We start from the raw sequence: 19,509 nt of genomic DNA, 5'->3' as shown, positions 1-19,509 counted from the left end.
GTCTTTGGGGTCTGTCTTTGGGGTCTGTCTTTGGGGTCAACTGGTAATTCGAGCTGTGTGGTACATGCGGAGAGTGACCTCCAATCCGTCCTCTCGCTCTGCTACTTCGCCGCTGTCAGTGTCGCCAATGTGACGAAGTTCTGTTCGTCGGCGGTCTCGCGGACCAGGATGACGGGTGATTCCACTTCCATCGTCGTTGGGTCGTGAGGCCACGATCTTGCTGCAATTGCGCCGTCATTGGATGACGCGGTGAGCTGCACGTTGTCGGAGCATAGGCCGAACTTGCTGCCGTTCCGGATGACGTGGAGACTGCCGGCATCTAGTCCACGTAGTACGACGGGTACGTCCCGGTTGTCGGGCTTGCGTGTGATGGAGCCGAGGTAGGTGTCGCCCGGCGTCAGTTCGTAGCTCCAGACCTCGTGGGGCAGCGAGGCGGGGGCTACGGCCGGCTTGATGTCCGACCGATAGGCGAGCGGTGGCGCAAGTAGCTGTCCCAGCAGCGGGAGCTCGGAGGGCGCAACGAACATCGTGAGCCGAGCACGTGCGCGCGTGCAGGCCACGTACCAGACGCGTCGTTCTTCTTCGGTAACCTCCAGACGGTCCGTTCCGACAAGGATGACGTCGTCGAACTCGGTACCCTTGGACTTGTGCATGGTGTCCACGAAGAGCTGTGGACCTTCGCCGAACGTGCGTGTCGACGAGGTCGACGGCTCGAAGGTCCATCGTACCAAGTCGTGCAGCAAGTCCTGGCCGGTCAGCTCGTCAGTACCGTCAGACGCAAGATCGCGGATCCAGTCACGCGCTTCCTGCATCTGCCAGTCTCGCAGGTTCTGGGTTTTCTGCAGGTTGTCGCAGAGGGCTGTCAATGCGCTGGGATTGTACAGAGCGTTGGGGTTTGCTGTCAGGTCGTTCTTGACCAGCCACATGGACAGTGGCAGGTAGCTGCAATGGCGCTGGTTGAGGTCGCTGAACGCGATGCCTGTGTGGCGCAGCGTCCATCGGATGTGGGCGACATCGTCGTTGGTACGCCCAAGGATTGCGACGCTCCTGTCGGCCGATTGCTGCAGGAGTCCCAGGATATCCGCGGATTCTTCTGCCCGTGACCGGTACTCCGTCCAGAACACCGAGTGAGGCTGAGACGCTGGCTGCGGGTCATGTGCACGGAGCGTCATGTCCTTCTTCATGCGGTCGTGGTTGCCCTCGATGAGGCGGTTGGCAAACGTCACGACGCCGGGGAGTGACCTGAAGTTGACGCTCAGGCCATACTGGACGGCGTCGTAATCCTTCTCGAACGCCCGGATGTGCCGGACGTCGGCCCCGTTGTAGGCATAGATATTCTGGTCGTCGTCGCCGATGGCAAAGATGTACTGACGGTCGCCCGATTCGCGCAGTCTCCCCACCAGCGCGCTGACCATCCGGTACTGATCCGCCGTGATGTCCTGGTATTCGTCGATCAGCACGTAGCGGTAGGGCAGGGTCAGTTGCTCAGTCTCTGCGTGGCGTTCCAGGATATCCGCCGCAGTCGTGATGGCATCCTTGAACCCCTGGTCCTTGTGTTCGCCGCGTAGCAACTGCAGCACGTCGACATGGCAGACTTCTCCCAGGGCAAAGGAGTGAAACGTCTGGACAGCAATGGATAGGGCAGTCTCCCCCAGCAGGTCGTGAAGGCGCCTGCGGATATCCTGCCGGGCCGCGTGGTTATAGACCAGGACAAGGATTGTCACGGGGTTGACGTTTTCCTCAGTGATCAGAGCGACCACCTTGGTCACGAGGAGCCGTGTCTTGCCGGATCCCGGTCCCGCCAGCACCATGACCGCATCCCCTTTTGCTCGGAGGACCGATGCCTGTTCCGACGAAAGCGCGTCCAGCGCCGTGATCACCTCGACGGATTTCTGCCATGTCATTGGCTTGTAGATAATGTTCTCGACGTCCAGCAGATGAGTCTTGACGAACTCCTTCTCCGTCAGGCGGAAGTAGTCGGCAAGGAATTCCTGTCCCTGGTTGCCAAACAGGTTCGCGATGCCCAGCCGTTTCGCCAGCATGGCGAGGCAGTATTGCTCCACCGCTCGCACCTTGAAGCACTGCTCGTCCTGCATCGCCTTGAGGTCCCGTCCGTGGATGCTCTGGGGACTTTGGGCGACGCGAACCTCCAGGCTCATAACTGGCGAGAACAGCCCCGGAACATCGAGCAGCGTGACGAAGTGGAACAGCGACAGAAGCCGAACACCTGCATCCAGGACTGCCGTCCCCTGGTCGCCCAGATTGAGAGCAGCTATCAGAGAAGCTGCATCGACCGTGAGCACCTTGCCCGATGTTTCCTGAGCCATTGCGAGGAAGTGTTGCATCATCCGGTCGGTGCCTATGCACAGTGTGCTCAGCTGGTCCGCGGTCACTGGCGCGCACGCTCCGTCAGCATCAGGGGGCGAGAGCGTGACGGCGAAGCGGCCATGGCTCCTCTTGCTGAACTTCAGGGCACGGACACAGGACAGAGCCGACAGCAACTCGTACAGCCGCGACTGCTCCACGATCTTCGTCGATGTCGCCTGTTCGATCCGGAGCACCATGGTGTCGGCGTCCACCATCAGCGCCGAACTGGGATCCTTTCCTTCTGCCGGATGAAGCATGTCCTCCGTCAGTGCAGCAGACAGTGCCTTCATCTGTGTTGTCAACAGTTCGAGCTCCGGCAGGATGTCCTTTGTCTTCTTCGGGCGCAGACTCAGACGCAGGGTCATGGTGTACTCAAGGATCTTCAGCTGGTGCATGGTCTCCATGGTGCGCCAGACGAGCTGGCGGTCGACGCCGAGGGCCGCGAGCAGACGGTCGGTGTTCACGGTGCCCGACGTGGTATCATCAGCCGACGTGACCTCGAACTGGTCGAACAGGTACACCGCAATAGCCCTCGTCTGTGCCGTCATGCAGGCCGACTTCTCCAGCAGGGCGAGCCCGCTTTCCTTGTCCATCAGCAGGTACAGACTCACTGCCTGGCTGCGGTTGAGGCCGCGCTGAACGGCGTCTTGCAGCTCAAGAAAGTGGATGGCCACGCTCGTGCGTGTGTCATAGTCATGGTCATCCATGCCGAACGAGAGGTCACCTTCCTCGTCGTCCACGATCTCTCCCGCTGTCAGTTCGAGGTGGGTCGTGTCCGCTTCTCTCGCGCGGTTGCGCAGGATGCTGAAGATCCCTTGCAGGTCCCGGCGACCGATCTGCTGTCTCAGCAGCATGTTGTACTGGGCTCCGATGTCCTGCTCGCTGTAGATGGCGAGGGTCTCCGATGGCAGCCCATCCCGGCCGGCACGCCCGATCTCCTGGACATACGCCTCCAGGGAGTCAGGCGCATCGATGAGCACGACACAGCGCACGTCCTTCTTGTCGATGCCCATGCCGAAGGCCGTGGTTGCCACCATGACACGGACCTCGCTGTCCTGAAAGGCCTGCTGCTTGGCCGCGCGCGTCTGTGGATCGAGTCCGGCGTGGTAGTAGTCGGCCGAGACGCCGTTGTCAAGCAGGAACGCCGCGACCTCGACGGTCTTTGCGCGGGTGCGGGCGTACACGATGGCGGGTCCGTCGTTGTCCTGCAGGATGCGTAGCAGCTCCGGTTTCTTGCGGTCCTCGGGCAGCTCTACGATGTGGTAGCTGAGGTTGGTGCGCTGTTCATCCGGCGCAAAGCGCTTGAAGGGCTGCATAGTGCACCGCGCGAACTGCTGCTCGATCTCCTCCACGACCTCCCGTTTTGCCGTCGCAGTGAAGCAGCTGATGGGCACGGCGGTGCCCGTGATGTTGTGGATGGCCGTCGGGATGTAGGTGTAGTCGACGCGGAAGTTGTGTCCCCATTGTGAGATGCAATGTGCCTCGTCGATGACCCACCGGCCGATCTCGCGTGATGACAGCAACGTGACCGTGCTGCGGTTGCGCAGCTGTTCCGGGCTGATGAACAGGAGGTCGACGTTGCCCAGGCGCACCTGGTCGAACACGTCCTTGCGCTCCAGTGGGGATAGTCCTCCGCCGAGGAGTGCGACGTTGGGGATCTCAAAGCGCTGGCGCAGGTTGTTCACCTGGTCCTGCATGAGCGAGATGAGCGGCGTCAGGATGATGGTCAACTTCTTGCTCCGTTCGGCCTGCATCAGGGCTGGCAGCTGGAAGCAGAGGGACTTGCCGCCGCCCGTGGGCAGGACCGTCAGCACGTTGTCTCCTGTCAGAGCCGCGCGGACGATGGGCTCCTGGTTAGGCCTGAAGTCGTCGAAGCCAAACAGCTGAAGCAGCTTCTCGCGTGGGCTGGATGCACGGCACCAGGCACAGGAGGGATCGTCACAACTGGCATCGCGCAGGTTGTGGAGGAACTGTGGGACGTAGGGCGTCTGCTCGCGCGGCCACTGCCCGATGACGGACACGCCGTCGTCCTGGTGGATCCAGGCGAGGACCACCGCCAGCGCCCACGCAGCCGTCTCGTCACCCCATGCCTGCTGGAGGACGGCGGGCAGTGCATGCGTGCACAAGTGTGGTCCCCAGGTCCCCGTGATGGTTGTCAGGAGCTGCTCTTGTGTGAGCGTCTCCGTCGAACCTCGGACCTGTGCCGCCACTGCCGATGCCTGCGAGCAGCGTCCCAGCAACGTGAGCAGGACGGAGCGAACCTCGGGTGGGTAGTCGCTAAGAGCCCTCTCCTCAGCCCATAGCAGCTGAACCGATTCGAGCGAGTCCTGAACCGGGTCGTTCGGCGCCAGAGGGAAGGGCTTGTAGTCCTTGTAGAGGTGATGGTATGGGCTGTGTGGAAATGCGACGGGGCTGACGGGCAGGGTGTCGATGATGGTTTTGCCGGCAAGCGCCTCCTGCATCGTCGCGGGGAAGTGTTCCAGCAGGAACGGGATGTCCGAATCGACGATGTTGTGCCCGACGAGGACGTCTGCGAGAGCCAGCTGCTCCATCAGGTCGCCCGCCTCCTTGGCGGTGCAGTGGCCTGTCTCGGGGTGTTCGGCGTCAGTGGTGTAGATAGCCCACCCGGCACTGATGAGGTGCTCACTCTTTCGGTCCCTCTCTATATCGAACGCGCACAGTCGTTTCATCCGACCCTCCTGCGACAGCATAGCCCGTCTGTCACCAGAAAACAGATGTCACGCTAGAAAGTAAGTACTGTTGGTGCCAAATGTGCAACCAGGAGCTCTACCCCTGACTTTCCTGGCGCACACGTATCATGGAAAACTGTCTACTACTCGCAAGGGAGGTGCACGTATGACTGCGCCGCCGCTGTGCGAGAGTCAAACATCGGTTAGTTGTTCTGGAGCACCGTTTTCCACTTCTTTTTGCTGTTCTTCGAGAGCATGGATGTTTTCAAGGATTCCGTCAAGCTTGTGCGTTCGCACTCCAGAAAGTTCTTTGAAATCTTCCTCGACGTTCTGGATGTGCTTTTCGAGTTTTTCATACTTATCGGTGAATTGCCCCCACTGTTTATCGAACTCGGTGAACTTCGCCAGGATTTGGCCAACGTTCTGTTGAATGGAGAACGTGTCGGTTGCTTGATGGATAATGGCAAGCACAGCGAACAATGTTGATGGTGAGCACAAGATGACATGTTGGTTCAAGGCTTTGTCGAGAAGTTGTGGGTCCTGTTCCTGCGCAAAGGCGAACACCGACTCAACCGGAATAAAGAGGAGGACGCAATCGACAGTTCCATTTCCTGGATCGATATATCCTCGTGAGTTGATCTCTTTAACACGTTGCTGCACGTCTGATAGAAATTTTTTCGTGAACGAGGATCGCTCTTCCTCTGTGGCAGCACTGATGACACACATATAGTTGTCCAGCGGGAATTTGACATCCATGTTCAATCGCAGGTTTTTGGGAAGGAAGAATGTGAAATCCGGGCGATTGCCGGAAAGCTCCTCTTTTTGTTTCCGATAATTGACGTCTTCCCTAAACCCAGCGGCGCGGAGAATGTCGTCAGCCATGCGCTCACCCCACTGCCCACGCGTCTTGCCGCTGGCAAGGGCTTCCTTGAGAGCAGTAGTTATATCGGTAAGTCTACTGGTTTGCGAAGACGCATTAGTGAGTTGTTGCGTAAGCCCACCAAACTGGTTTTCTCCCTTTTCCTTGAGTTCCTGCATTGTGCTCTGAACTTTGGACAGCTCTGTGTTCATCGTTGCCAAGGTCTGGTCTATAAGAGCTTTCTTATTGTCCAGGTATTGAGTTGCTTGGCCCTGTTGTTCTGCCAGCTTGCTGCTGGCCATTGTTGTCAGTTGATTTGTAACAAGACCAAGAGCGTCCATCGAAAGGCTCTTGAATGACACGGCAGCCTGACTGCTGAACGCTTCTCTTGCTTGATCGATTATCTTCTGATTGTTTGTTGCTTGCGCGTGGCGCAGCAGCAAGCCAATAGCGATTCCAACAGCAACTCCTATCGCGATGCCAATGATAAGCGATGACCATGCATCCATATAACTGCCTCCCTTGTGACATGAACAGCACATATGTGTAAACTCATTATGGGAGAATTCGCAAGGATAGCCAGCAGAGGGTTTTGCTGGAAAGAAATTGACACAGATATAACACATTAACTGACAGAGCCGACGACTGACCAGCTGCGACGCGTATTGCAGAGAGAGACGTCGCTCTGCCGCGGACGAAGCACGTTGACAATCCCTTCAGTCGGCTACAGTAGTGGTGTCGGCCGTGTTGGAGGGTGGAAATGCTTTCTGCATTCTTGGGTGTCACAGACAACAACTGGTTTGACTATCTGCGGAGGAACCATACTGACATTAGCCACACGACGGTTACCGTTGGTGAATGGCTTATAGGAATGATGGATGCAGCTGAAGGAGGACCTTCATGGATGTGAGAGCGTCAATTATAGATCTTTTCGTGCAGAGACTATCGGAAGCTGGGGTTCAGGCACAGGATACCGTGGCAGCCATCAAAGAACTGCTGGCGAATGGTGTTGAGATCGAGGACAGCAAGCTCATTCGCTATATAGAGGACTGTACAGATGACAGCCATTGACACAATTGACATTCGTGGAATACGTGGAATTCGTCAGTGTAGTTTGGACGTCGCGGGCAAATGGCTATATGTCTGGGGAGAGAATGGAGTTGGAAAGAGTTCCCTGGTCGATGCTCTCGAATTTTTCTTCACGGGACATGTCCGGAGTTTGGAGCAAGCTCAGTCGCTTTCTATGACTAAGCATTTGCATCATGTCGATATCGACCCAAGTCAAATGAGTGTCTCAGTACGGTTTAGGGATCCGACAGCGGTGGTCGTAAGAAACCAATCGGGATATGCTAATGTTGTGCCAGCTGAGCTTGAGGACTGCTTCCGCAGCGCTTCACGAGGAACGTTTATTTTGCGAAGAGCGCAGTTACTCCATTTCATATATGACAAACCTAGTGAACGTTTCTCAGACCTCGAAGGTATCATGGGAGTTCAGGACCTTGATGAGACCGAGAAGAACATGCAACGGGTAAGCGCAAAAATGGCGGAGTCTGTTCAGCGGCTCGAAGTTCAGCGACAAGATGCACTAGCTCAGTTCCAGATACGCGTGGGAGCAGAAGCATCTGACGAAAGCGCTATTGCTGCAATCCTTAATGCCAAGCTGACTTCGATCGGAGTGGAGCCACTCCACGACCTGACAGAACTGGCTTCTCTGTCCGAGAAACTTATGTTGAAAGCCAAGGCTGCGCACCTGCACGAGAAGACAGCAGGCCAACTAATCTCAGTCAGGGATGCTGCCAACTCATTAGCAGGTACTGCTGTCGACTCGTCGTTGCTCCAGATGATTAGTCATGCATATGCAGAGCTCTCCTTAGCTGCGACGCAAGAACGACTCAGAGTCGTGGAGCTGCTCGGAGCGGCTCACTCCGTTATAACCGAAAGTCCTATCTATGCATCGACGTGTCCCGTGTGCGAACAGCCCATAGAACGTTCAGCAACATTACTTCGACTTGAGGCTCGGCTGGCTGACGCTGCGGAACTGAGCGAAGAAGCCAAGAGACTCAAGACAAGCATCTCAACTCTTAGAGATCTAGTCGCGGTTGTTGCTGGGAGACTAGAGAGCGTGCTCAATTATATGACGGCCAGTACATGGACTGACGACAAATTGTTGTCTCAAGGAAACAGCGCCCGTCATCTCGCTTCGGCATTGCTCACAGAGCTTGACGACGCCACGAAGCTGCGGAGACCTGTGGATACCGACCGACTGATTGCATGGGTCAAGGAATGCAACAGCTGGGGAGGAGACGTTGCTGCACAGGCCAGCGAGATGCTTTCAACTCAAGAGCTGTCCAGCGCAGACCGAGTAGTGCTGGAGCTGACCTCCCTTGTCGGATTTGTCCTTCCCGCGGAAACCGAATTGCAGCGTCTCAACCAAGAACTTGTCTCTGCAAAGGCAAAGGCGGAGATAGCCAAGATCTTTTTCGAGAGTCTCAAGAGCGCCAAGCAGTCGGTGGTTCAAAATGTCTATAACAGCTTGCAGGAATGCATCGAATCCTACTACAAGGAGTTGCACCCCAACGAAGACTTTGCCAACATTCGCCTTGTTGTCGATACGGGGCACAGAGCCAGCGCGACACTTGTGATGGATTCACTGGGTGCCACGGACGAAGACCCCAGAGCCTATTCGAGTGAAGGACACCTCGACTCACTGGGGTTGGTGATCTTTCTGGCTTTTGCGAAGGAGTTCCAGGAACAATTTCCCGTGCTAATCTTGGATGACGTAGTTACGACTATTGATGTGCAGCATCGCTCACGAATTTGCGACTTACTCTGTGATGAGTTTGGTGACTGGCAGGTTGTAGTGACCACGCATGATAGAAACTGGTTTGAGGAGTTGAAGGAAGCGGGTCGGGTACGGGGACGGTCTGGCAAGATCATTGCGCGCTATATTCCAGAGTGGACACGGGAGCAAGGGCCAACATTTCTACCGTACCAATCTCGAGAGGGTTACGTTGCCGAGTGTCTTAGGCGAGCGGATACTGAAGGAGCGGCGAACCACGCACGAAGCCAGCTGGAATCTGTGCTCAAGAAGATCGCCACGGGAACAGGGACTTCTGTGCCCTATCGCGCATCGAGCCGGTACGAATCTCAGGAGTTGCTGGATAGCGTGAGGTGTAGGGTCAAGCAGATGTCCAGTGCTGAGTTCCGCATCCGTATGCTGTCGGCCCTCGACTCACTCGAAGCAGTGAAATTCATAGGCAACTTTCTGTCGCATGATAATCCCGATGCGTTGGGACTCAGCGTGTCCGAAGTGTCGTTGTTCTGCGATGCAGTCGATGCTCTTGAGAAGGCGTTCTTGTGTCCAGCATGCGGACACAAACTCGTCTATGATCCATCAGGACAGCAGATATACTGTGCCAACAAACAGTGTCCTGCTGGCATTGTTTCGCGCTTTGGGTGAAATGATGTGGGGAGATGACATGGGCTGTTGGTTGAGCACAAATACCGACGTATATGTTGCCGGTGGTGGTGCAGATATCTGGAGAACCAGTGCTCGTGCCATGTTGGGTTTGCACACCCGTGCAAACATTCGGATTTAACGCAACAGGAGGGCATTCATGAGGCTAATTAGTAACGCTGGAACCGATCGAGTCATTGACGCATTGCGTGAGGCTGACGGCCCGGACGCGTTGCTGGACATCGCTTCTCCTGCATTCTCCCTCTTTGCAGTACGCGAATTGCAGGATTTGCTCGCGCATCAGAAGCACTCCAGACTTATCTTGCCACTCGTAGATAGCGTGGACCTTGGACTACTCGGCTCACCGGCGGACCGGGCTGCTCGCAACCGTCTACAGACAGCGTGGCTTGCTCGTGAATGTGCACAGTGGCTGCAGGACAAGTCCGAGGTACGTGCATCGCCATCGCCACTGCCTCAATCTGCATACGTTGTTCGTCATGCTGACGGCGCTGGCGACCGTATTATCACTGGCAGTTGTCCGCTGACGACTGACGGCCTCGGCCTGACGCCGGGCAATCATACGAGTCTGATTCAGTGCGCTGAGAGCCACGAGGAAGTGGCGATGTTCGCAGCATGGTACGAGTCGCTGTGGAATGCCATGCCCGACTCGTCCCAGGCGAAAGAGGATTTGCTGTCTCAGCTCCGGGCCCTGAGCGATCGAGTACCTGCCTCTCGCATCTACTACCAGATCCTTCTGGAGCTGTTTCACATGCGTGGAGACGAGCTGGATGAAGAAGCGGTGGTCAAGAGTGCAACTGGCATCCGCAATACTGTCGTTTGGAAGAAGCTCTACAAGTTTCAGCGCGACGGTGCCGTGGGAGCCATCGATAAGCTCAACCGATTTGGCGGCTGCATCCTCGCCGACAGTGTCGGACTGGGCAAGACATTCGAGGCCCTAGCCGTCATCAAATATCACGAGCTGCGCAATGACCGCGTGCTGGTCCTGTGCCCGAAGAGGCTGCGGGACAACTGGACACTCTACAAGGCGAACGATCGCCGGAATGTCCTGGCTGCAGATCGGTTCAACTATGACGTGCTCAATCATACGGACCTCTCGCGCGATGGCGGTCTGTCGGGCGATATCGATCTTGCCCATGTGAACTGGGGCAACTACGACCTCGTTGTCATCGATGAATCGCACAACTTTCGCAACAAGCGCACACCAGAGCAGGGTGGCGAGACGCGCTATGATCGCCTCATGCGAAAGGTGGTCCAGGAAGGAGTGCGAACGCGCGTGCTGATGCTGTCAGCGACGCCGGTCAACAACCGCTTGGCCGACCTGCGCAACCAGATCGCCTTTGCCACGGAGGGTGACGACACCGCGCTTGTGGATCAGGGGATTGGCAGCATCGACAGCACAACCCGTCTTGCCCAGAAGCAGTTCAACCGGTGGCTGGAACTCAGCGAGAAGGAGAGGACGCCAACGGCGCTGGTGGACATGTTGGGATTTGACTACTTCACGTTGCTCGACCTCCTCACCATTGCTCGATCGCGCAAGCACATCGAGAAGTACTACGGGACAGCGGAAACAGGGCGGTTTCCTGAGCGCCTCAAACCCATCAACATCAAGCCCGATGTCGACATAGCTGGAGAGTTCCCCTCGATTCGCAGCATCAACCTTGAGATCCGTCGCCTGCACCTGGCTTCCTACGCTCCGTTACGGTATGTGCTGCCCTCCAGACAGGAAGCATATGACAAGAAGTACGGGACTGAGCTCCAAGGGGGCAAGGGGTTCTTCCGGCAAGTCGACCGCGAAGAGAGCTTGATCCAGTTACTGCGAGTCAACGTGCTCAAGCGCATGGAGAGTTCCATTTCGTCGTTTGCTCTGACCGTGAAGCGACAGATCGACGATGTCGAGGCAACACTTGCACGAATAGAGTCTCAGACGAGGGAGGTCGAGGAGCTCGACATTGCCGATGTCGATATCGATGACGCGGCGTTTGAAAGCCTGCTCGTGGGGCGAAAGGTTAAGGTTCTGCTGCAAGATGTGGACCTGGTGCGCTGGAAGCAGGACCTGGTGGAGGACCGGAACCGGCTGAAGACGCTGTATGCAGCCGCTCGACAGGTGAGACCGGATCGTGATGCGAAGCTGGCAGCTCTGCGGGATAGCATTGCCCTCAAGTGTCAGGAACCGATCAACAGCGGCAACCGAAAGGTCATCGTCTTCACGGCGTTTGCCGACACGGCCGAGTATCTCTACGCGCAGCTCGCTCCGTGGGCAAAGCGCGAGCTCGGGATCGAGTCCGCCGTCGTGACAGGAGCAGGACGCAACCAAGCGACCCTGCCCCACCTGCGCAGGGAGTTCTCGTCGATCCTTTCGGCATTTGCCCCTCTCGCCAAGGAACGACCCGAGGACCTTGCAAGCGAGGGGAACCTGGACCTGCTGATTACCACCGACTGCCTCTCAGAAGGTCAGAACCTGCAGGACTGTGATTGGGTGGTGAACTACGACATTCACTGGAATCCGGTACGTATCATCCAGCGGTTCGGACGCATCGACCGTATCGGTTCCCCCAACGACCGCATCCAGCTGGTCAATTTCTGGCCGAACATGGAGCTGGATGAGTACATCAAGCTTGAGCAGCGCGTAAGTGGCCGCATGGTCCTACTGGACGTCTCTGCGACGGGGGAGGAGAACCTCATCGAGCAGCAATCGGGCAACCAGATGAACGATCTGGAGTATCGCCGCAAGCAGCTTCTCAAGCTACAGGATGCTGTCATCGACCTCGAGGACTTGTCCACGGGGGTCTCTATCACGGACCTTACGCTCACCGATTTCCGCATTGACCTGTCCGACTACACCAAGGACCATGGCGGCGCGGTCCCGGAGCTGCCGGTTGGAGCGTATGCTGTGACCGAGGCCGATGGTGAGGTTGAGCCTGGCATCGTCTTCTGCCTGCGTGCCGAGGGAGAGGCAGCTGGAAGCGCCGTCGATGCCGGATACCCTCTAGCGCCATACTACCTGGTGCATGTGAGTGATCAGGGCGCGGTGCTCCTGCAATGCACACAAGCGCGGCAGATCCTGGACCGACTCAAACGGACGTGTCTCGGACGTGACCTGCCGGATGCGCGCGCCTGCAATCGTTTCGAGAAGGCGACACACGGCGGCGAGGATATGCATGTGCCTCAAGGCCTGCTGGCGACTGCTGTAGCGTCGGTGGTCGGCAAAGGACAGGAACGGGCCGTCGCCAGCCTGTTCTCTCCTGGTGGTACCCATGCACTTAAGGGAGAGTACGCAGGAATCAACGACTTCGAGGTTGTCGCGTTTCTCGTGATACTGCCGAGGGCGACGTCTTGACACGATCTGACCTGATTGCTGCTCTTGGCTTACCGACCGGGGCAGACGTAAACCAGCGGGTCCCCAAGAAGATACTCACGGAGTCGGGTGCTCCGACTCCGGGTGACCGGCGTCTCATCGAGAATGGCGTTGAGGAGCTCGAGTGGCTGGCCGCGCTGAAACCTACGACCATCGGTGTTGCTCCATATCGTGACGCCGCGCGCGAGTATCTCGAGATAGCAGTGCTCGCTCTGAAACTGCGAGCTAAGGCAAAACCAGACCGAGTCGAGGAGCTAGTGCACCGAGCGGTTCCGTATCCCGTCGTTCTGATAACCGAGCAGCCTCCGCTCGTGTCCATGTCTCTTGCCCACAAACGGTGGTCGCAAAGCGAGACCGGGGCTACCGTACTTGACGGTGACGTTGTTCAGGTGCGTCTCGATGACGTGGAGAGTCAGGAACTCGCCGTCACGTTCATGCGTGGGTTGCTGCTGGCTCGTCAGCCGCAGAGTACGTTGTACGCGCTGTATCAGGGATGGATGGACGCTATACTGGCACTGGAGGCGGCGCAGGTGACCGGACGGTACGTCATATTGACATCGCCCGAGCGCGCTGTACGGCGTCGTGAGGCTTTGCAGACATGTATTCGCCTGCAGGACAGGATGACGAAGCTGCGATCAGCTGCGAGGAAGGAGAAGCAACTGCCTCGCCTGGCAGCGTTGAATATCGAATTGAAGCGCTTGCAGGAAGAATATGCTGCTGCGCGCGACCAACTGTAGGAACGGAGGAGAAATGGACAGGATTGGAGCTAACGATGCACGAGCTGTATCTGCCGACGTGATTGCAGAGAACATCAGGCAACTCAAGACACTGTTCCCAGAGCTGGTGACAGAAGGCGCTGATGGTGCTGCTGTCAACGAGGACGTGCTGAAGCAGCTGGTGGGCCAGACCGTGGTGGACGAGGAAGAGAAGTACGGACTCAACTGGCATGGCAAGCGTGCTGCTCGCCGGCTGGCACTCACCCCCTCGACAGGTACCCTGCGTCCATGCCCCCAGGAATCAGTTGACTGGGATACCACGCAGAACCTGATGATCGAGGGCGACAATCTTGAAGTCCTCAAGCTCCTGCAGAAGAGCTACGCTGGCAAGGTGAAGCTCATCTACATGGATCCGCCCTACAACACGGGCAACGACTTCGTGTACCCGGATGACTACCGAGACAGCATTCAGAACTACATGGAACTCACCGGGCAATTGGAAAGTGGCAGGAGGCTGAGCAGTAACACTGAGTCCAGTGGACGCTTCCATACTGACTGGCTCAACATGATGTACCCCCGGCTGAAGCTGGCCAGAACGCTTCTCAGGGACGATGGCGTGTTACTTGTGTCGCTCAACGACATTGAGGCTCCCGCTCTTCGCTTCATGTTGAGCGATGTCTTTGGCGAGGAGAACTTCCTCTGCCAGTTTGTCTGGAACAACGAAGGAAACGTAGACCAGCAGAGTAAGATTAAGGGCGTGCACGAGTACATCATCGGCTATGTTCGGCGCTTGGAGGCACTTGCTTCTCCGAATGTGATCGATCCGAACATTGAGGAAACAAGCAAGCTCTACAACGATGAGATCGAGAACTCGATTACGAAGAATGGCCCCGCCAATCCACCGTCGACAGTCGTGCTCCCAGCCGGATTTCCTGCAGCATTTCAGGAGGGCGTGATCAATGTCCGCGCAGATCAATGGCCCCACATCTTGGACCGCATCGTCGTGTCTGGGGGGACGCTGTCGCAGCAGGCTCGTGTGACGAGTGGATGGAGTTCGCGGAATCTCCTAGAGCTGTTCATCAACAACGGGTGCGTCCCAATCCGCGATAGTAGTGGCAAAGAGACTTGGTTCGCTGTGACTGCGACCGGCGCAATCTACGGCTACAAGAAGCGTTCCGAAGCCCAAGGACACGTGCTCTCAGTGATCCGCAATGTGGGCACAACTAAGCAGAATAGCAGCATGCTCGCTGCATGGGGGCTGGAGTTCTCCTATCCGAAGCCCGTGTTCCTCCTTCAGTATCTGGTGGACATATTCACGCGAGCCGACCAGCGGGATGTAGTTCTAGACCTATTCGCCGGTTCCGGTACGACCGGGCACGCTGTCTATGCCCTTAACGCAACTGACAACGGGAACCGGAGGGCTGTATTGATTCAACTTCCGGAGCCAGTCGAAGACGAAGATCCTGGGACAATGCACACCATCGCCGATCTGTGCAAAGAACGCCTCCGCCGAGCTGCGAAGAAGATCAAAGAAGAGAACCCGTTGTTCGCGGGAGATCTCGGTTTCCGTGTCTTCAAGCTGGCTTCCACCAACATTCGTGAGTGGGATCCCAATCCCGACAACGTGACCGATTCATTACTGGATTCGGTGGAACACCTCAAGACTGATCGTACTGAGAATGACATCCTGTATGAGCTGCTTCTCAAGCGCGGCCTGGACCTGTGCGTTCCGATGGAGACCCGGGTCATTGCCGGCAAGACAGTACACTCCGTGGGTGCAGGGACGCTGATCGTGTGTCTAGCTCCTGGCATATCGCGTGATGAGGCAGAGCCCCTTGCCCAGGGTATCGTTGCATGGCACAAGGAGCTTGCGCCTGCTGGCGACACAACGTGTGTGTTCCGTGACAGCGGCTTCGTGGACGATGTGGCCAAGACCAACCTCGCTGCCATCCTGCAGCAGGCAGGGCTTGAGCACGTCGAGAGTCTGTGATGAGCGACAAGATCGTGCCTTCTGGGCAAAGCAGCCGTGTCATCCTCTACACGACCGCCGATGGCAAGGTGACCGTGGATGTGTTCTTTGAGGCCGACAATTTCTGGCTCACACAGCGTTCCATCGCCGACCTTTTTGGCGTGCGGATACCGGCAATCAACAAGCACCTGAAGAATATCTATGCCAGTGGGGAATTGGTGCGTGAGGCAACTGTTTCCAAAATGGAAATAGTTCAAGCTGAAGGAGATCGCCAAATTACCCGCGAGGTTGAGTTCTACAACCTGGATGCGGTCATCGCCGCTGGCTATCGTGTCAATTCCGTCAAGGCGACGCATTTCCGCATCTGGGCTACGCAAACGTTGCGGGAATTCATGGTCAAGGGCTTCGTTCTCAACGATGACATGCTGAAAAACGGACGTAACTTCGGCAAGGACTACTTTGACGAGTTGCTGGAGCGGATCCGCGAGATTCGCGCCAGTGAGCGGCGAGCCTACCAGAAGATCGCGGATGTGTTCGAGCAATGCAGCAGCGACTACCAGAGGAACAGCGAGGAAACACAGCTGTTCTTCCAGATTGTGCAGAACCAGTTGCACTTTGCAACGAGCGGCCAGACTGCCGCGGAGATCATCTACACGCGGGTCGACGCAGATAAGCCGTTCATGGGGCTGACGACCTGGAAGAACGGACCGCAAGGCAAGATTCTGAGTAGCGATGTCGCTGTCGCCAAGAACTACCTGAGTGAGAACGAGGTGTCCAAGCTCAATCGGCTGGTCAGCATGTTCATCGACTTCGCAGAACTGCGTGCCCTGAATCAGCAGGTGATGACGATGAAGGACTGGCTGAAGCACGTGGAGAAGTTCTTGAACTTCACGGACCAGCAAATCCTTCGTCATGCAGGGAAAATCTCTCACGACATGGCGGTGGCCAAGGCCCATAAAGAGTTCACACAGTTTCGGGTGAAGCAGGATCTGGCCTTCACCTCGGATTTCGATCTGACGTTGGCGAAGTACCTCAAGGGCGAGGACAAGGCATGAAGTTCCGTTTCGAGCCGAACCTGGATTATCAGCTTCAGGCCATTGATGCCGTCTGCGACCTTTTCCGTGGTGAAGAGATCTGTCGGACCGAATTCACTGTCACCAAGAGTGCTTTGAACGGAGAGTACCTGCCAGGCCTCGAGAGTGATCTAGGCATCGGCAACAGGATGACGCTCCTCGATGATGAGATACTCAAGAACCTGAAGGATGTTCAACTCCGCAACGGACTGGCCCCATCGGAGCAACTTGGCTCATATAACTTCACGGTCGAGATGGAGACCGGGACGGGCAAGACGTATGTCTATCTGCGCACTGCCTTCGAGCTTCACCAGCGATTCGGCTTCAGCAAATTCGTCATCGTGGTCCCCTCTATTGCCATCAAGGAGGGCGTCTACAAAACGCTCCAGATGACCGAGCAGCACTTCCGGCAGCTATACGCCGGTGTCCCGTTCGAGTACTTCATCTACGATTCGTCCAAATTGGGGCAGGTCCGCAATTTCGCTACGAGCCCCAACATCCAGTTCATGGTGATGACGGTGGGCGCAATCAACAAGAAAGACGTCAACAACCTTTACAAGGACAGCGAGAAGACGGGCGGCGAGAAACCAATTGACCTCGTCCGGGCGACGAATGCCATTGTCATTGTCGATGAACCACAGAGTGTCGACGGAGGCTTGGAAGGGCAAGGCAAGAAAGCTCTGGACGATATGCAGGCATTGTGCACTCTGCGCTACTCGGCCACGCACGTTAATAAATACAACATGGTCTATCGTCTCGATGCTGTCGATGCCTACGAGCGCAAGCTGGTCAAGCAGATTGAGGTTGCATCTGCAACGGTCGTAGGCGCTCACAATAGACCCTATGTCCGTCTGCTTACTGCCAGCAACAAGCGGGGCATGATCAGTGCCATCGTCGAGTTGGATGTGAAGGCAGGGGCGGGCGTGCAGCGAAGTCATGCCGTCGTTCAAGATGGAGATGATCTCGAGATGACGACGGGACGCGCGGTCTATAGGGACTGCCGCGTGGGCGAGATCCGCGTCGGACGGGGAAAGGAATCGCTTGAATTACACGTGCCCGGAGATGACATCACGCTGCAGGTTGACGAGTCCTACGGCGACGTCGACGCGTTGGCTGTCCAGCGGGAGATGATCCGGCGGACGATCAAGGAACACTTGGACAAGGAGAAACGACTGAGGCCGCAGGGGATCAAGGTGCTCAGCCTGTTCTTCGTCGATACGGTAAGCAAGTACCGGCAGTATGACCAGGATGGCAACCCGGTGAAGGGCGACTACGCTCGCATCTTCGAGGAGGAGTACCGGCGCTTCGCCAGTGACCCCGAGTATGCAACGCTGTTTGGCGAGGCCGATCTGGCTCACGAAGCCGAGGAAGTCCACGGCGGGTATTTCTCCATCGATAGGCACAAAGTTGGTGGCAAGACAGTCGAGGAGCTCGCCGATACCGGGGGTGACACGAAAGCTGATGACGACACCTATAGCCTTATTATGAGGGACAAGGAGCGCCTGCTGAGCCTGGGTACGCCTCTCAAGTTCATCTTTTCTCACTCGGCTCTGCGAGAGGGGTGGGACAACCCGAACATCTTCCAGATCTGTGCTCTGCGCGACATCCAGACTGAACGGGAACGTCGTCAGACCATCGGCAGGGGACTGCGTCTATGTGTCAATCAGAACGGTGATCGACAACGCGGGTTTGATGTGAACACGCTGACCGTCGTCGCGATGGAGAGCTACGAGCAGTTTGCAGCGAACCTGCAGCGGGAAATCGAGACTGACACTGGAATTCGCTTTGGGATCCTCGAGTCCCACCAATTTGCACAAGTAGGTGTGCAAGAGTCCGACGGGACGTCGCATCCGTTGGGTTTGGACCAGTCCAAGGAGTTGTTCGCATATCTGCAGGGACAAGGCTACATCGGCGCCAATGGCAAGGTCGAGGATGCACTGAAACAAGCACTGAAGGACAAGACGTTCGCTGTTCCACCGCAGTTTGCGGCCCAGATGGGGCAGATCACGGAGATTCTCCGCAAGGTTTCCGGCCGGCTCGAAATAAAGAATGCCGACGAAGGAACGCCAATCCGTGTCCACGAAACGACACTGCACAGTGCAGAATTCAAGGCGCTGTGGGATCGCATTAAGTACAAGACCACATATCGAGTGCATTTCGACAATGAGCAGCTCATCGAGAGCTGCACCCGTGGGTTGCAGGAAGCTCCTCCAATCGCGCGGGCGCGACTCCTGTGGCACAAGGCTGACATCGCGATCGGCGAGGCCGGCGTCGAGGCGACAGAGAAGGACGGTGCTGCAGTCACGACGCTGGATGAACGCAATATCGAGTTGCCTGATCTCCTCACGTATCTGCAGAATCAGACGGAGCTCACGCGTCGGAGCCTTGTGCGAATTCTCATTGACAGCAGACGTCTGAACGATTTCAAACGAAATCCTCAGCAATTTGCCGAGATTGCGGCTGAGGTCATCAACCGGGCGAAACGGCTCCTGCTCGTTGATGGCATCAAGTACCAGCGTATCGGTGATCAGGACTACTACGCGCAAGAGTTGTTCGAGACAGAGGAATTGAGAGGGTACCTCAGGAATTCGCTCGCTACGAGCAACAAATCGGTCTATGAACGAGTTGTATACGGTTCGGACACGGAGGCCGAGTTCGTGGACCAGCTGGAGAAGAACAGCTCCGTCAAGGTCTATGCCAAACTGCCCGGCTGGTTCACTGTGCCCACGCCACTGGGCAGCTACAACCCCGACTGGGCTGTCGTTGCCAACACCGATGACAGCGAGCGACTCTATCTGGTCGTTGAGACCAAGAGCAGTCTGCTCTTCGACGAACTTCGAGATCGGGAACGGGCCAAGATCACGTGCGGCAAAGCCCACTTCAAGGATCTCGCAATAGGCGAGAACCCAGCGCGGTTCGTGACCGCTGTCACTCTCGAGGATGCGTTGGCGAGCAGCGACGATACGCCGGTGGTCCGGTAGCCTGACGCGTAGCAGATTGTC

The 19,509-nt window shown here is 56.8% G+C and carries 8 protein-coding genes; 6 read left to right on the top strand and 2 right to left on the bottom strand.

All coding sequences use genetic code 11. The features are described 5' to 3' along the window. Nucleotides 1-101: 101 nt before the first annotated feature. Nucleotides 102-5,078, bottom strand: coding sequence for a hypothetical protein (locus C0398_01830; protein ID MBA4364731.1), 4,977 nt, complete (start codon nucleotides 5,076-5,078; stop codon nucleotides 102-104). Between the two features lie 171 nt (nucleotides 5,079-5,249). Further along, on the bottom strand, nucleotides 5,250-6,542 hold the full coding sequence (locus C0398_01825; protein MBA4364730.1) for a DNA recombination protein RmuC: 1,293 nt from the start codon (nucleotides 6,540-6,542) through the stop codon (nucleotides 5,250-5,252). A 431-nt stretch (nucleotides 6,543-6,973) separates the two neighbouring features. On the opposite strand from C0398_01825, the gene C0398_01820 reads away from it, so the two are divergent. The 6 genes from C0398_01820 (at nucleotide 6,974) to C0398_01795 (ending at nucleotide 19,488) form a co-directional block, all read left to right on the top strand. Then, a complete protein-coding gene (locus tag C0398_01820; protein ID MBA4364729.1) occupies nucleotides 6,974-9,376 on the top strand; it encodes a hypothetical protein in 2,403 nt (800 codons plus the stop codon). 157 nt (nucleotides 9,377-9,533) lie between these two features. Continuing rightward, nucleotides 9,534-12,731 carry a helicase gene (locus tag C0398_01815; GenBank protein ID MBA4364728.1) on the top strand — a complete coding sequence of 1,066 codons (3,198 nt, stop codon included), beginning with the start codon at nucleotides 9,534-9,536 and terminating at the stop codon, nucleotides 12,729-12,731. After that, nucleotides 12,728-13,486: a DUF4391 domain-containing protein gene (locus tag C0398_01810; GenBank protein ID MBA4364727.1), complete on the top strand. Its 759-nt coding sequence runs from the start codon at nucleotides 12,728-12,730 to the stop codon at nucleotides 13,484-13,486. The genes C0398_01815 and C0398_01810 overlap by 4 nt, the downstream gene beginning before the upstream one ends. A 13-nt stretch (nucleotides 13,487-13,499) precedes the next feature. Beyond that, nucleotides 13,500-15,455: a site-specific DNA-methyltransferase gene (locus C0398_01805; protein ID MBA4364726.1), complete on the top strand. Its 1,956-nt coding sequence runs from the start codon at nucleotides 13,500-13,502 to the stop codon at nucleotides 15,453-15,455. Then, a complete protein-coding gene (locus C0398_01800; protein ID MBA4364725.1) occupies nucleotides 15,455-16,489 on the top strand; it encodes a cell filamentation protein Fic in 1,035 nt (344 codons plus the stop codon). Before C0398_01805 ends, C0398_01800 begins: the two co-directional genes overlap by 1 nt. After that, on the top strand, nucleotides 16,486-19,488 hold the full coding sequence (locus C0398_01795) for a restriction endonuclease subunit R (protein MBA4364724.1): 3,003 nt from the start codon (nucleotides 16,486-16,488) through the stop codon (nucleotides 19,486-19,488). The genes C0398_01800 and C0398_01795 overlap by 4 nt, the downstream gene beginning before the upstream one ends. Nucleotides 19,489-19,509 lie beyond the last annotated feature (21 nt).

The sequence above is a fragment of the Coprothermobacter sp. genome (assembly GCA_013824685.1).
Classification (GTDB): domain Bacteria; phylum Caldisericota; class Caldisericia; order Cryosericales; family Cryosericaceae; genus Cryosericum.
Note: the sequence above shows the minus strand (reverse complement) of the source record. Positions and strands in the feature narration are given on the sequence as shown.